We start from the raw sequence: 16,472 nt of genomic DNA, 5'->3' as shown, positions 1-16,472 counted from the left end.
GTGCCGGCAACCGGCTGTCCGGAGCCGGACAGCCTTACGAGAAGAAAGAGTTGGCCCCAGTGAGCACCCACGAGGTCCAGGCGTCCGAGACGGACGTGGCGATCATCGGCATGGCCGGGCGCTTCCCCGGCGCCGACGACCTGGACTCCTTCTGGAGCCTCCTGAGCGAGGGCCGTGAGGGCATCACCCGGTTCAGTCCCGAGGAGCTGGCGACGGCGGGTGTGCCCGCCCGGCTGCTGCGGGACCCGGCGTACGTCCCGGCGCACGGAATCCTCCCCGACGTCGATCTGTTCGACACCGGGTACTTCGAGTTCACGCCGGCCGAGGCCGCCATGACCGACCCGCAGCACCGGATCATGCTGCAGACCGGGCACGCCGCCCTGGAACACGCCGGATACGACCCGGCCCGCTACGACGGGCTGATCAGCGTCTACGCCGGCGCCGCCATCAACACCTACCTCCAGCAGCAGGTCCTGCCGCGGGTCGACCAGACCACCACCTCCAGCCACTTCGCGGTGATGGTCGGCAACGACAAGGACTTCCTGGCCACGCGGCTCTCGTACAAGCTCGACCTCAAGGGGCCGAGCTACACCGTGCAGACCGCCTGCTCCACCTCACTGGTCGCCCTCCACCTGGCCTGTCAGGGCCTGATCAACGGCGAATGCGACATGGCGCTGGCCGGTGGTGTCACCGTCAAGCTGCCCCAGGTCAAGGGCTACCTGTACGAGGAAGGCGCCATCCTGTCGCGGGACGGGCACGTGCGTGCGTTCGACGCCGACGCCAGCGGCACCGTCCTCGGCAACGGCGTGGGGGTCCTCGTCCTGAAGCCGCTGCGGGACGCCCTCGCCGACCGGGACACCGTCCACGCCGTCATCAAGGGCACGGCCACCAACAACGACGGTTCCGGGAAGGTCAGTTTCGCCGCCCCCGGCGCGGCAGGGCAGTCCGCCGTCGTCCGCGAGGCCCACACCGTCTCCGGTGTCGACCCGCGCTCCATCGGCTACGTCGAGGCCCACGGCACCGCCACCCGGCTGGGCGACCCCGTCGAGGTCTCCGCCCTCACCAAGGCGTTCCGCGAGGCCACCGCCGACACCGGCTTCTGTGCGATCGGCTCGGTCAAGTCCAACATCGGTCACCTCGACGCCGCCGCGGGCGTCGCCGGCGTCATCAAGACGGCGCTGATGATGAAGCACCGCACGCTGGTGCCGACCGTCAACCACCACACGCCCAACCCTGCCGTCGACTTCGCCGCGAGCCCCTTCAAGGTCAGCACCGACACGGCACCCTGGACGGGCCCCGGGCCGCTGCGCGCAGGCGTCAGCTCCTTCGGCATCGGCGGCACCAACGCCCACGCCGTCCTGGAGGAGGCCCCGGCCGCCCCCGCCACCGGAGACTCCCGCCCCGAGCAGGTGCTGGTGGTGTCGGCCCGCACCCCGAGCGCGCTGCGCACCGCGGCCGACAACCTGGCCGCCCACCTCGAACGCGATGACCGCACCGCGCTCGCGGACATCGCCTACACGCTCGCGGTCGGTCGCCGCACCCACGAGTACCGGCTCGCCGTCACCGGCGGCGACCGCGCCGCCCTCGCCGAAGCGCTGCGCCGGGCCGATACGCCCGAACAGCCCGCCACGGGCGAGGTGTCCTTCGTGTTCGCGGAGGACGTGCCCGACGCCGCCGCATTCGCCGAGCGGTGGCGCGCCGGCGAGCCCGCCTTCGCGGAGCACCACGACGCGGCCCTCGCGGCAGGCGCGCGCGACCACGGCGCCCGTGGTGAGACCTTCGCCCTGCAGTACGCGCTCGGCAGGCTGTGGCTGGACCGGGGCCTGAGGCCCGTCGCCGTCCACGGCGACGGACTCGCCGCCCTCGCCGCCGCGGCCGTCGCCGGCGCGCTGCCGCCGGCCGACGCGGTGGCCGCCCTGGGCCGCCCCGGAGAGGACGCGCCCCGCCCCGCCGCGACCCGCGACGGGGTGGCGTTGCGCGGCGCCTCGGACGAGGTGCGCGGTGTCGCTCTCGGTGTCGCCGACGGACCGTGGGACGCGGTGGCCCGCGCCTGGCAGGCCGGCGCCGATGTCGACTGGGCCGGCTGGTTCGCGGACGAGGAACGCGGCCGGGTGCCGCTGCCGACCTACCCGTTCGAAGGCCGCCGCTGCTGGCTGACCGGACCGGCGACCGCCGCCGGGGCAGAGGCCGCCGCACCGGGCCCGCACCCCCTGCTCGACGAGAACGTCTCCACCCTCGACACGTTCGCCTACCGCACCACCCGCACCGGCGACGAGTTCTACCTCGCCGACCACCGCGTTCAGGGCGAACCCGTCATGCCCGCCGCCGCACACCTGGAACTCGCGCGCGCGGCAGGGCAGTTGTCCTTCGGCGCCCCGGTCTCGCTGCGGGGGATCTCCTTCCAGCACCTGCTGAGCTACGCCGACGGGCCGCGCACCGCGCTGGTCGAGCTGTGGCGCGAGGACGACGGCGTCGGCTTCGAGGTCACCGGCGACGACACCGTGTACGCGGCCGGCGCGATCGAGCCCGGCCCGGCCGAGGAGCCCGCCCCGGTCGACCTGGAGGCCGCTGCCGCCCGCTGCGCCGAGGCGCTCGCCCGGCCGGAGTGCTACGACACCCTGCGCGGCCTCGGCCTCGACTACGGCCCCCGCATGCGCGCCCTCACCGAGGTCCGGCTGGGCGAGGCGGAGGCACTGGCCACCCTCGAAACGCCCGACGGCGCCGCGCTCGACGGCGCGGTCCTCAACCCCGCGCTCGTCGACGGCGCCCTGCACGCCCTGGTGCTGCTCCTCGCCCGCGCCTACGGGGACAGCGCCGAGGGGTTCCTGCCGCTCGCTCTGGGTGAGTTGGCCGTGTACGCGCCGGTCAGCGGAGCCTGCCGCGCTCTGGTGGAGACCCGTCGGTCGGGCGAGCGGACCGCGCACGCCGACCTGACCCTCACCGACGAGCACGGGCACGTCCTCGCCCGGATGAGCGACCTCGCCGTGCGGGTGCTCGGCGAACCGCGCGAGTCGGCCCTGCTGGTGCGCCGCTGGACGGACGCACCCGTCGAACCCAGCGGCACCCGGGCCGCCGCCACGGGCGCGGTCGTCGCGGCCACGGCAGGCCGTCGCGAGCGGCTCGCTGCCGTCCTGGCCGCCGGCGGCGTCACCGAGGTCACCCTGCCCGGCGCCGACGACGGCGACGGCCCGACGGCCGTACCGGACGTGCTGCTCGTGGACGAGCCCGAGGCCGCGCAGGCGCTGCGGCTGGTCCAGCGGCTGCTGCGGGCACGGCCCACCACGCCCGTGCGCGTGCTGCTGGTGCACCGCCACGAGGCCGACGGCGCACGACCCGAGCGCGCCGCGCTGGCCGCCTTCGCCCGGACCGTGCGGACCGAGAACCCGCTGCTCGCAGTCCAGGCCGTCGGCCTCGGCGAAGGCGTGGACGAGACGGCCGCGCTCGTGGCCGAACTGGCCGGCGACGGCCGCGACCCCGAGGTCGCCCACACCGCCGACGGCCGCCGCGTGCCCCGGCCCGTACCCGCCTCGGCCGCCACCCCGGTCGCTCTCCGGGACGGCGGCGTCTACGTCGTCTCCGGGGGCACAGGGGTACTCGGCCGCGCCGTGGCCGAGTGGATCCTCGACCGCGCCGACGCCCGCGTGGTGCTCCTCGGGCGCGGCGAGCAGCCCCCCGCCGCACCCGACGCCCGCCTGGTCCACCGCACCGCGGATGTGTCCGATCCGGCCGCCGTACAGCGGCAACTGGCTGCAATACGCGAAGAGTTCGGTCCCGTCAACGGTGTCGTCCACGCGGCCGGCGTGCTGCGCGACGGCTTCACCCTGACCAAGTCCGAGGACGACTTCGCCGCCGTCCTCGCCCCGAAGGTGCACGGAATACGCGCCCTCGACGCCGCCACCGCCGACGACCCACTGGACTTCTTCGTCGCCTTCTCGTCCATCGCCGCCCACATCGGCAGCGCCGGCCAGACCGATTACGCGTACGCCAACGCCTACCTGGAGGCCTACGCCGAACGCCACGCGCGGGTCACCGCGATCGCCTGGCCGATGTGGGCCGACGGCGGCATGCGGCAGACCGCCGAGGCCGCGGCCGACATCGCCGCCCGCACCGGCTTCGGCGTGCTGCCCACCACGACGGGCCTGGCCCTCTTCGAGCAGGTACTCGGCGTGCCCGGCGCGTTCGTCGCGGCCCACGGCGACCTGCGGCGGATCACCGCCGCGCTGTCGGGACCCGCGCCCGCCGGCCGGGTGCCCGCCGACACCGGAGTCGTCGGAACAGCCGAGGGCGCCGAGGCGCGCGCCCGGGCCGTACGGCTGCTGCGCGCGCTGATCGCCGCCGAGACGGGCCTGGACCCGGCCGAACTGGCCGAGGACGACCCGTTCGAGCGCCACGGCATCGACTCGCTGACGATCACCAAACTCAACCGCGAGCTCGACCGGCACTTCGAGGGCCTGTCCAAGACGCTCTTCTTCGAGTACGCGACCCTCGGCGAACTCGCCGGCGACTTCGCCGAGCACCACGCCGCCGAACTGCGTGACGGCACGGAGACGACCGAGGCGACGACAGCGGCCCCGGAGACCGAGGGGGCCGCCCCCTCGCTGCCGAGGGCCGCGTCCTCGACCACCGGGACCCGGCGCTCCGCGCGCACGGCCCGCGCGACCCGTGTCCCGGAGCCCTCGCCGGAGGACGACGCCATCGCCGTCGTCGGCATCGCGGGCCGCTACCCCCTGGCGGACGACGTCGAGGAGTTCTGGAGCAACCTCGTCCAGGGCCGTGACTGCGTCACCGAGATCCCCGCCGACCGCTGGGACCACACCCGCTGGTACGACCCGGACCCGGCCGCACCCGGCCGCGCCCACACCCGCTGGGGCGGCTTCCTGCGCGACGTCGACCGCTTCGACCCCCTGTTCTTCGGTATCTCCCCGCGCCAGGCGGAGCTGATGGACCCCCAGGAACGGCTGTTCCTGCAGAACGCCTGGCACGTCCTGGAGGACGCCGGCTACCGCCGCGCCGACCTGGCCTGGCCGGTCGGCGTGTACGTCGGCGTGATGTACGGCGAGTACCAGTTCCACGGCGCGCTCGACGTGCTGCGCGGGGGCGGGCCGCTGACCGGCTCGTCCTTCGCGAGCATCGCCAACCGGGTCAGCTACGCCCTGAACCTCTCCGGCCCGAGCCTGGCGCTGGACACGATGTGCTCCTCCTCGCTGACCGCGATCCACCTCGCCTGCGAGAGCCTGCGCCGGGGCGAGAGCGAACTCGCCCTGGCGGGCGGCGTCAACGTGTCCGTCCACCCCTACAAGTACGCCTTCCTCAGCCAGGGCCGCTTCCTGTCCTCCGACGGCCGCTGCCGTGCCTTCGGCGCCGGCGGTGACGGCTATGTGCCCGGCGAGGGCGTCGGCGCCGTCCTCCTCAAGCCCTACCGGCGGGCCCTGGCGGACGGCGACCGCATCCACGGCCTCATCCTCGGCAGCGCCGTCAACCACGGCGCCAAGACCAACGGCTACACCGTGCCCAGCCCGCACGCCCAGCAGCAGGCCGTCACCGCGGCCATGGCGCAGGCCCACGTGTCCCCGGCCGACATCGGCTACGTCGAGGCCCACGGCACCGGCACCGCCCTCGGCGACCCGATCGAACTGACCGGGCTCACCCGGGCGTACCACTCGGCGGACGCCGGGCCCGGCACGTGGCCGATCGGCTCGGTCAAGTCCAACGTGGGTCACCTGGAGTCCGCCGCGGGCATGGCCGGACTGACCAAGGTGCTGCTCCAGTTCGCCCACCGCACCCTGGTGCCGTCGCTGCACACGGAGGAGCTGAACCCCAACATCGACTTCGACCGCTCCCCGTTCCGGGTCCAGCGCGATCTGACCGCCTGGCCCGACAGCGGCACCCCGCGCCGCGCCGGACTCAGCTCCTTCGGCGCCGGAGGCTCCAACGCCCACCTGGTCCTCCAGGAGTCGCCGCACCCCGACCCGCTGACCGACGTCCCCGTGGCGGAGCAGCACACCGGCGAAGCGGTGGCGTTCGTCCTGTCCGCCCGCGACGGGGAACGGCTGCGCGCCCACGCCGAACAGGCCGCCCGCTTCCTGGAGACGGAGCGGGTGCCGCTGGCCGACCTGTGCTTCACCAGCCAGGTCGGGCGGGAGGCCATGGGCGAGCGCTTCGCGGTCGTCGCCACCGACGGTGCCACGATCGTCGCCGCGCTGCGCCGCTGCGCCGAGGGCGAACCGGCCCCCGAGGTCACCGACGGCGGTGCGCTGGGGGAGCTGGTCCGCCGCTGGCTGACCGGCACCGACGTGGACTGGGCCGCCTGGCACGCCGGCCGGCCGGGCCCCGCCCCGCGTCGGACGCGCGCCCCGCGGTACCCGTTCGCCGCCGAGCGCTACTGGATCCCCCTCGACCCCGACCCGGTCACGTCCGCCCCGCATCCGCTGGTCGACGCGAACGAGTCCACCGTCACCGAGGTCCGCTTCCGCAAGACCCTGCGCGCCGGCGACCCGTTGCTGCGCGACCACGTCATCGAGGGGCGGCGCCTGCTCGCGGGTGCCGCGACGCTGGAGTTCGTCCGCGCCGCCGCCCGTCTCGCCCAGCCCGGAGTCCGGCACGCCCTGCGCGAGGTGGTGTGGGGCCGGGCCGTGGAGGTCGCCGACGGCGAGCGGACGGTGTACGTCTCCTTCCGGCCCGACGGCGACACCCTGGCCTTCGAGGTGTACAGCGGCACCGGCACGGAACGCACCACCCATGCCCGGGGCCGTGCCGTTTCCGCCTCCGCCGCCCCGCCCGCCGGGCCGGAGGACCTCGACGTGCTGCGCGCCCGGCTCACCGTCGTACGCGACGGGGCGACCGCCTACGCCGACTACGCGGCCGCCGGGTTCGGCTACGGACCTTCCTTCCAGGTCATCGACGAGATCCGCGCCGGGTCCGGCGAGGCCCTGGTCCGGCTCGCCGTCGCCAACGACCCGGGCGTCGAGGTGCCCCCGGCACTGCTCGACGGCGCCCTGAGGGCCTGCCACTGGGCCGGCCGCACCACCGCGCCCCGCGCGGGCGACCTCGCGGTGCCCTTCAGCCTCGGTGCGCTCGACGTGCACGCCCCGCTGCCCCCCGTCTGCCTCGCCCACGCCCGGCAGACGGGGAGACGGCCGGCGTGCGCCGCTTCGACCTGACGGTCTACGACGAGCAGGGCCGCGTCCTCGCCGAACTGCGGGACTTCGCGGGCCGGACCCCGTCACCCGCCGAACCCGCCGCTGCCGCGACGCCTTCCACCGCGCCCGCCGCTGCCGCGACGCCTGCGACCGCGCCCGCAACGGCAGCCGGGGTCACGTCCCTTGCCCCGCCCGCTCCCGCCCCGGCGAGCGGGGAAGCCCACCTCTACGAGCCCTGCTGGCACCCCGCCGACGAGCCCGCGCAGGGGAGTGCCGCCGACACCCTCGCCGTCCTCGGCCGGCACCCCGAGCTGGAAGCTGCACTGGCCGCCACCGGAGTGTGGCGCCGAGTGGTCAACGTTCCCGAGGATCCCGACGCCCTCGCCGACGCCCTCGCGGGGCTGGCGCACCCCGACGGCCTCGACCTCACCGTGGTGCGGGGCCTTGCCGAACCCGCCCCGACGTCCGAGGCGTGGGCTCCGGCCGACCAGCTCGACCGGGTCTGCGGCACGGTGCTCGAGGTGCTCGGCGCCGCCCGGTCCGAGGCGCTCCCCGGCCGTGTGCGCCTCCTCGTCCTCCATGCGCAGGACGGCGGCCTCGACCGGCCGGAGTGGGCCGCCCTGGCCGGGTTCGCCCGGTCCACGGCGCCCACCGCACCCCGCCTGGAACTCCTCACCCTGGGCGTCGACCCGGCCGTCGACGCCGCCGAGACCGCCGAGGCCGTGGCGGTCGAACTGTGCGCCGTGCCCCGCGCGGCCGGGCTGGAGGTCCGCCGCACGGCAGGCGGCGCCCGGCAGGTACGCGTCCTGCGTCCGGCGCAGCCGTCCGGCGCGTCCGAGCCGCCGCTGCGCGACGGCGGCGTCTACGTCGTCACCGGCGGCGGCGGAGCCATCGGCCGCGTCCTCGCCGAGCACCTGGCCCGCACACGCGCGGCCCGGCTGGTGCTGATCGGCCGCTCCGAGCCGGACGAGTCCACCCGTGCCTGGCACCGCACCCTGACCGCGCTCGGTGCTCAGGTGCTCGCCCTGCGCGCCGACGTGGCCCGCGCCGACGAACTCGACGCCGCCCTGGCCGCCGCCCGCGACCGGTTCGGCGCCCTGCACGGCGTGTTCCATCTGGCGGGCGTCGCCGACGACGGCCACGCCGACGCCGGCGACCGGGAACGATTCACCCGGGTGCTCGCGGCCAAGACCCACGGCCTGGTCCAGCTCGACCGGCTCACCCGCGAGGACACCCTCGACTGCTTCGTGGTGTTCTCGTCCGTCTCCTCGCTCATCGGCGACTTCGGCGCGGCGAGCTACGCCACGGCCAATCGCTTCGCCGACCTCTACACGGCCCTGCGCGACAGCTGGGGGCGACAGGGGCTGCGGCACGGCCGCAGTGTGTCCCTGGCCTGGCCGCTGTGGGACGTCGGCGGCGTCGACGGGCTCGTCAACGAGCAGGAGCTGGCCGCCTACACCCGCCGCAGCGGCATGCGGCCGCTCGACGCCGGACAGGGCGTCGCGCTGTTCGACCGTGCCCTCGTCGCAGGCACCCCGTGGCTCGTCCCCGCCTGGGGCGAGGCGGTCGCCGTCGACGCGGCCCTCACCGGCACCCCCGCGCCGCCCGCGTCGGGCACCCCCGCGCCGCCCGCGTCGGGCACCCCCGCGCCGCCCGCGTCGGGCACCCCCGCGCCGCCCGTCGCCGGGGCACCGGCTCCGCCCGCCGCGCGACCGGGTGACGGCGTGCGGACGCGGCTCGTGGAGCACCTGCGAAACGCCCTGGCGGGAGTGCTGAAGCTGCCCGTGGGGCGGCTCGACAGCCGCATCCCGCTCGACGACTACGGCCTGGACTCGGTACTCGTCATGGAGTCCAACTCCCTGCTCGGCAAGGACTTCCCCGGCCTGCGCGGCACCGTGTTCTTCGAGTGCCGCACCGTCGACGAGCTGGCGGACCACGTCCTGGCCGAACACGCCGACGCCGTCGCCCGCCTCTTCCCGGCCGCACCGGACGCCGCGATCGCGTCGCCCGTCACCGCGCCCGCCCCGGCGCCCGCGGCCCGGCCCCGGCTCCCGGAGCCGAGCCCGGCCGAGGACGAGCCGATCGCCGTCATCGGCATCAGCGGCCGCTATCCCAAGGCCCGTGACCTGGAAGAGTTCTGGCGCAACCTCGCCGAGGGACGCGACTGCGTCACCGAGGTCCCCGCCGACCGCTGGGACGCCGACGCCCTGTTCGACCCGGACCCCACGGCACCCGGCCGCAGCTACGGCCGCTGGGGCGGCTTCCTCGACGACGTCGACAGCTTCGACTCGCTGTTCTTCCAGATCTCGCCCAAGCAGGCCCGCACCATGGACCCGCAGGAACGGATCTTCCTGGAGACGGCCTGGTCCGCGCTGGAGAACGCCGGCTACCCGCCCTCCCGCATCCCCGCGCCGCGGTTCGGCGGCCAGGGGCACGACGTCGGCGTGTTCGTCGGCGTGATGTGGGACGACTATGCCGTACTCGCCGCCACCGAGTCGGCGCGCGGCAACCACCAGGTGGTCCTCGCCAACCGTGCCTCCCTCGCCAACCAGGTCTCCTACTTCGGCGACTTCCGCGGACCCAGTGTGGTCGTGGACACCGCGTGCTCGGCGTCCCTCGTCGCCGTCCACCAGGCATGCGAGAGCATCCGCCGCGGGGAGTGCTCGTACGCCCTCGCGGGCGGCGTCAACGTCGCCGTCCACCCCGACAAGTACGTGCACCTCAGCCGCAAGACGATGCTGTCCTCCGACGGACGGTGCCGCGCCTTCGGCGCCGGCGGCAGCGGCTACGTGCCCGGCGAGGGTGTCGGCGCGGTGCTGCTGAAGCGGCTGTCGGACGCCGAGCGCGACGGCGACACCGTGCACGCCGTCATCCGCGGCACCGCCGTCAACCACGGCGGGCGCACCAGCGGGTTCACCGTGCCCAACCCGCAGGCCCAGCAGGCCCTGATCGAACAGGCCCTGGCCGCCGCGGGCATCGACGCGCGCACGATCGGCTGCGTCGAGGCGCACGGTACCGGCACCGCCCTCGGCGACCCCATCGAGCACACCGCGCTCGCGCAGGCCTTCGCCCGGCACACCGCCGACACCGGCTTCTGCGCGCTCGGGTCGGTGAAGTCCGCCATCGGCCACCTGGAGGGAGCCGCGGGCATCGCCGGTCTCACCAAGGCCGTGCTCCAGCTGCGCAACGGCATCCTGCTGCCCACGCTGCACGCCGAGGAGACCAACCCGGTCATCGACTTCACCCGCTCGCCGTTCACCGTGCAGCGCGAGACCGCGCCCTGGCCCCGGCACAACGACGCCGACGGCCGCCCGCTGCCGCGCCGCGCCGCCGTCAGCTCCTTCGGCGCGGGCGGCACCAACGCCCACGTCATCGTCGAGGAGTACCTGACTCCCGAGAACGCCGACGCCGGACCCGAGACGCCCGAGCTGATCGTGCTCTCCGCCCGCGACGAGACCCGGCTGCGGGCCTACGCCGACGAGATGGGCCGCGCCCTCGGCGCCGCGGCGAAGGCCGGCCCGGCCGGGCCGAGGCTCGCCGACGTCTCCCACACCCTGCGCACGGGCCGCGAACCCCTCGCCGAACGGCTGGCGTTCGTCGCCGCCGATCTCGCCGACGCGGCGGCCAAGCTCACCGCGTTCGGGCACGGCGAGGGCGGCCAGTGGCTGCACCGTGGCCGGGTCGAGCAGCATCCGGCACTGGCCGGCCTGCTGACCGACGCCGTCGGCGGCGAGGACTTCCTGGCCGCACAGATCCGCGCCGGGGGAGACGACCTGTTGGCCCGGATGTGGGTCTCCGGCGTCACCGTCGAATGGGACCTCGTCGACCGGATGCGCCCCGGTGCAGCCCGCCGTGTGCCGCTGCCGACGTACCCGTTCGAGCGCGTACGGCACTGGCTGGACACCGGACCAGCCGCCTCGGGCATCCCCGCCCCGGTGGCCGCGCCCGGCACACCGGCACCCGTCCCCGCCGGGTCGGGCGGCACGGACCGGGCCCCGGCACCCAGTGCGTCGAACGGCGTCCACCCGGGAGGGCCCACCGCGGTCCCCGCACCCGCGGGCGGCACCGCCGCGTCCCGCGTGTGGCGGCGGCGGCTCGCCGCCGATGAGCCCGTGCTGCGCGACCACGTCGTCGACGGCCGGCCGATCCTGCCCGGTGTCGGCCACCTCGACCTCGTCGCCGAGGCACACGGCGGACTGACCGGCCGGGCCCTGGCGGACGTGCGCTGGGTGGCACCGCTGGCCCTGTCCGGCCCCGTCGGCGACGTGGCCGTGGCCCTCGACGGCGAGCGCTACGAGGTACACGGGCCCGACGGCACCGTCCGCTCCTACGGCCGGGTCGGCGACGCCCGGGAGATCCCGGCCGCACTCGACGTGGCGGACCTGCGCGCCCGCCTCGACGCCGGCCCCGCCGAGGACGCCTTCTACCGGCTCCTGGAGGGCCAGGGCCTGCCGTACGGACCGTTCTTCCGCAGGGTCCGCCAGGTGTGGACCGGCCAGGAGGAGGTACTCGGCCGGATCGGCGCGGTCGACGACGACCGGGCCCACGCCCTGCACCCGGGCGCCCTGGACGCCGCCCTGCACACGGTGGCCGCCCTGATGGCACGTCATCGGGGCGAGCGGGCCCGGCCGATGCTGCCCTTCGCGGTCGACCGCGTCGACGTCTTCGGCCAGGTCCCGACGACCGGGTGGTCGTACGTCCGCCGGACCGGCACCGACCGCTGCGACGTGCTGCTCTGCGACGAGGCGGGCGCCGTCCGCGCACGGTTCACGGGCCTGACCTACCGGGAGGCCAAGTCCTCGCCCGTGGTCGTCCACCGGCCCGTGTGGACCGCGCGGCCCGCCGACGGACAGGCCGAGCCGGCCCGAGCCGTGCTGCTGGTCGCGGAGCGCCCGGACGCCGGCCTCGCCGCCGAGATCGCCCGCATCCACGCCGGGGCGGACGTCCGTCACCTGGGGATCGGACCTGCCGGCCTCACCGACGCCGACCTGGACCGTGTCCTGGGCGAGGGCACCTGGGACCTGGTCTACTTCCTCGGCACCCAGCCCGACCGCGAGCCCACCGACCGGCGCGCACTGCGGGCCGTCACGGACCGGGGAGTCGTCGCCCTCTACCGCCTGGTGCGGGCTCTGCACCGGCACGGCGCCCTCGACCAGCCGCTGCGGCTGAAGGTCGTCACCACCGACACGCACCCGCTGGAGGCGGGCGACGCCTCCGCCCCGTGGAGCGCCGGCCTCACCGGGCTGGCGTCGGTGGCGGCCAAGGAGTACCCGAACCTGCGGGTCGCGCTGGTCGACGTGCGCTCCACGGAAGCCGCCGGCACCGCGGACGCGATCGTGGCCGAGCCGTTCCCGGCCCGTCCGGCCCCGGTGTCGCTCCGGGCGGGCGTACGCCGGGTCCGCACCCTGGAGCGCGTCGAACTGCCCGAGACGACTGCCCCGTTCCGGCAGGGTGGCGTCTACCTCGTCGTCGGCGGTCTCGGTGCCGTCGGCCGGGACACCTGCCGGCACCTGGCCCGCGCCTACGGGGCGAAGCTGGTCGTGGTCGGCCGCTCCCCGCTGGACGAGACGCGTCGGCACACGATCGCCGAGCTGGAGAAGGACGGGGCCGAGGTGCGCTACCTCGCCCTGGACGCCGGTGATCCGGCCGCGCTCACCGAGGCCGTCCAGCTGGCCCGGCACGAGTTCGGCGCCCTGCACGGCGTGGTCAACGCGGCGATGGTGCTGGTCAACCGGGAACTGCGCGACCTGCCCGAGCCGGAGCTGCGCAGCGCGGTGGAGTCCAAGACGGACACCGCCTTCGCAGTGCTGCGCGCGGTGCACGAGGAGCCGCTGGACTTCGTGCTCTTCTACTCCTCCGGCGTGGCCTTCGAGGGCAACCACGGCCAGGCGGGCTACGCGGCCGGCTGCACCTTCGCCGACGCCTACGCCCTGCACGCCGACCGGACGCTGCCCTTCCCGGTGCGCGTCCTGAACCTCGGCTACTGGCACGCGGGCGGCGACGCCGAACGTGAGCGGGTGCTGCGCCGCTTCGAGGCCGCCGGCATCCGGCCGCTGACCGCCGAACGCGGCATGACCGTCGTGGAGCGGGCCCTGACGGCGGGCCTGCCGCAGGTGTTCACGCTCGACGCCGAGCGGAACATCCTGGACAACCTGGGCATCGATCCGGACCGCACCCTCACGGTGCTGCCCGGCGACGCCCCGGACCCGCTGCCCGAGGTCCGCTTCCCCGACCGGACCGCTCCCGACGGCGAACTGGACGACCATCAGCGCGCCGTCGGCCTGCTGGAGGACCTGGCGCACCGACTGCTGGCCTCGGTGCTGCACCGGGCCGGCCTGTTCAAGCAGTTCACGCCGGGCGCCCACGCGTCGGGTCACGCGGAACTCGCCGCCGGGCTGGGCGTCGTGCCGGAGCACCTCGCGCTGTTCGAGGCCCAGCTCGACATCCTGGTGACCACCGGCTGGCTGCACGCCGACCACGGCCGCCTCCGCCCGACGGACCGTGTCGTGGAGGACGAGGCCGGCCTGGTGGCCGCGCTGGAGGAGCTGACGGACCGGCACCCGGCCGTCGCACCGGTCGGCTTCCTGCTGCGCGACTGCCTGGCCGCGCTGCCCGGCATCCTCACCGGCCGCCGCCCCGCCATGGAGGTCCTCTTCCCCGACGGCTCCGCCGAGCGGGTGGCCGCCGTGTACCGGGGCGACCCGGTCACCGACCGCTGCAACGCGGAGGTGGCCCGGCTCGTGGTCGAGCAGGTCCGAGCCCGCCGGTCGGCCGAGCCCCACCGCACCGTGCGGATTCTGGAGGTCGGCGCGGGCACGGGCGGCACCACCGCGACGGTGCTGGCCGCGCTCGCCCCCTTCGCCGACTCCGTCGAGTACGTCTTCACCGACGTCTCCGCCGCCTTCGTCCGCAAGGCCCGGAACCGGTTCGGCGCCGACCACCCCTTCGTCCGCTTCGAGGTGCTCGACATCGAGGCCGACGCGGAGGGCCGGGGAATCGGGACCGGCGCACACGACGTGGTGCTCGGCACCAACGTCTTCCACGCCACACACCGCCTGACCGACACGCTGCTGCGGGCCAAGGCGCTGCTGCGGCGAGGCGGGGCCCTGCTGCTGGTCGAGGGCACCCGGCCCCAGCACCAGCTGGCGCTCGTCTTCGGCCTGACGGCCGGCTGGTGGCTGTTCGCCGACCCCGAGCAGCGCCTGCCCCGCTCTCCGCTGGCGAGCGAGCGCCAGTGGCGGGACGCCCTGGCCGCCTGCGGATTCACCCACCTCAGCGCGGCGGCGCCGACGACCGAGGCCGGTCCGGCCTTCCAGAGCGTCATCGCCGCGGTCAGCGACGGACTGGTTCCGGCCTCCCGGCCCGAGACCGCTCCGGTGGCGCACCGCGCCGTCGCCGCTGCACCGGCGGCTCCCCTCGCGGGCCAGGCGGCTCCCGTCGCGGGCCAGGCGGCTCCCGTCGCGGGCCAGGCGGCTCCCGTCGCGGGCCAGGCGGCTCCCGTCGCGGCCCCGGCCGTCGCCGACGTGCTCCGGAAGGTGACCGAGGTCTTCGCCCGGGTGCTGGAGATCGCTCCGGACCAGCTCGACCCCGACCTCACCTTCGAGAACTACGGAGTGGACTCGCTGGTCGTGCTGGAGCTGACCAGGGCCCTGGAGGGCGTGTACGGCCCTCAGCCGGCGACGCTGCTCTTCGAGCGCATCACCGTCCGGCGCCTGGCCGAGCACTTCCACGCCCAGGCGACCGCGGCCACCGGGCCCACCCCGGCCCGGGCCGACGAACCGGCCGTCCCCGCCGTGGAACCGGGTGCGGCACCCGCCGAACCCCTTGCCCGCGGCCCCGTCGACGCGTCGGCCGGACCCGACGCCGAGCGTCTGGTCGCGGGACTGTCCGACGCAGCCGTGGACGAGCTGTTGACCGCGCTGCTGTCCGAGCGCGGAGCGAACGAAGGAGACGGACGATGACTGGCCAGCCGTTCAGCTGCGTCGTGATCGGCGAGGAGACGCTCCTCGCCGAGTGCACGAGACTACTCCTGGCCCGCGGGCACACGGTGGCCGCCGTGGTGTCCCCGTCGCCGGAGCTGCTCGCCTGGGCCGAGGGCGAGGGACTGCCCGCCGTGCGCTTCGGCCCGGACCTCGCCGAGCGGCTGGCGCCGCTGCGCTTCGACTACCTGTTCAGCATCGCCAACCTGCGGATGCTGCCGGACGAGGTCCTGGCACTGCCGGCCGAGCTCCCCGTCAACTTCCACGACGGTCCGCTGCCCCGGCACGCCGGTCTGTTCGCCACCAGCTGGGCGATCCTCGAGGGCGACGAGCAGCACGCCGTGACCTGGCACGTGATGAACCGCGAGGCGGACACCGGCGACGTGCTCAAGCAGCGCCCGGTACCCGTCGACCCGGAGGCCACCGCGCACGACCTGGACGTCGCCTGCTTCGACGCGGGCATCGAGTCCTTCGCCGAACTGGTCGACGAACTCGCCGCCGGCACGGTCACGCGCACCCCGCAGGACCTCGGCCTGCGGACCTACCACGGCCGCTACGACGGACCGCCGCGGGCCGGTGTGTTCGACTGGCGGCAGCCCGCCGCCGAGCTGGACGCGCTGGTGCGGGCGACCTCGTTCGGGCGCCGCGGCAACGACTTCGGCACCGCGCTGCTCGCCCTCGGCGACGAGCTGGTGGCCGTACGCGGCGTGGAGGTCACCGACCGGACCTCCACCGCCGAGCCCGGCACGGTCGTCGGCTCCGCTCCCGACGTCCTCACCGTGGCGACCGGCGACCGGGACGTGCGCCTCACCGACCTCGCCGGCCCGACGGGCGAACGGCTCGACCCCGTCGCGCTGGCCGACACCGTGGCCCGCGTCCATGACGGCCGTTTCCCGCACCTCACGGACACCGCCGCGGCCGAGCTGGTCGAGGCCGCCCGCGCCGCGCACCGTCAGGAGCGCCGATGGCTGCGGCTGCTCCGGTCGCTGGAGCCCGTGCTGCCCCCCGGTTCGGTAGCCTGGCCGACCCGGGCCGCCCGGCCGGCCCGGTCCCTCTGCCCGAAGTCCTCACCGGCGGGGGCAGCACGCCCGAGCGGGTCGCGCTCGCCGCGGTACTGGCCTTTCTCGCCCGGCTCTCCCGCGGCGATGAACGCGACGTCGCCGTGTCCGCCCCGCCCGTCGAGGGCACGGCGGCCGGCCTGCTGGCGCCCGAGGTGCCGCTGCGCGCCCCGCAGGGCCTGCTGGAGCACACGCTGTCCGACCTCGCCGACCTGGCCGGCGCCGAACTCGACCGGGTCCGGGCCCGCTCGCCGTACCGGCGTGACGTACCGCTGCGCCACCCCGCCCTGACCGGT

At 75.6% G+C, this 16,472-nt stretch carries 1 protein-coding gene and 1 pseudogene; both read left to right on the top strand.

What is annotated here, in order from left to right; translation table 11 throughout:
- Window positions 1-59: 59 nt before the first annotated feature.
- A pseudogene (locus WJ438_RS10880) lies at window positions 60-15,100 on the top strand (SDR family NAD(P)-dependent oxidoreductase).
- Window positions 15,097-16,467 (top strand): formyltransferase family protein, encoded by a 1,371-nt coding sequence (locus tag WJ438_RS10875; protein ID WP_406725047.1) that lies wholly within the window; start codon window positions 15,097-15,099, stop codon window positions 16,465-16,467. The pseudogene WJ438_RS10880 and the gene WJ438_RS10875 overlap by 4 nt, the downstream one beginning before the upstream one ends.
- Window positions 16,468-16,472 lie beyond the last annotated feature (5 nt).

Source organism: Streptomyces sp. GD-15H, assembly GCF_045291515.1.
GTDB lineage: Bacteria > Actinomycetota > Actinomycetes > Streptomycetales > Streptomycetaceae > Streptomyces.
This window is presented reverse-complemented; position numbering and strand designations above follow the sequence as displayed.

Coding starts and splice junctions, on each gene's coding strand:
- WJ438_RS10875 (WP_406725047.1), top strand. CDS start 15,097: ATGACTGGCCAGCCGTTCAGCTGCGTCGTGATCGGCGAGGAGACGCTC.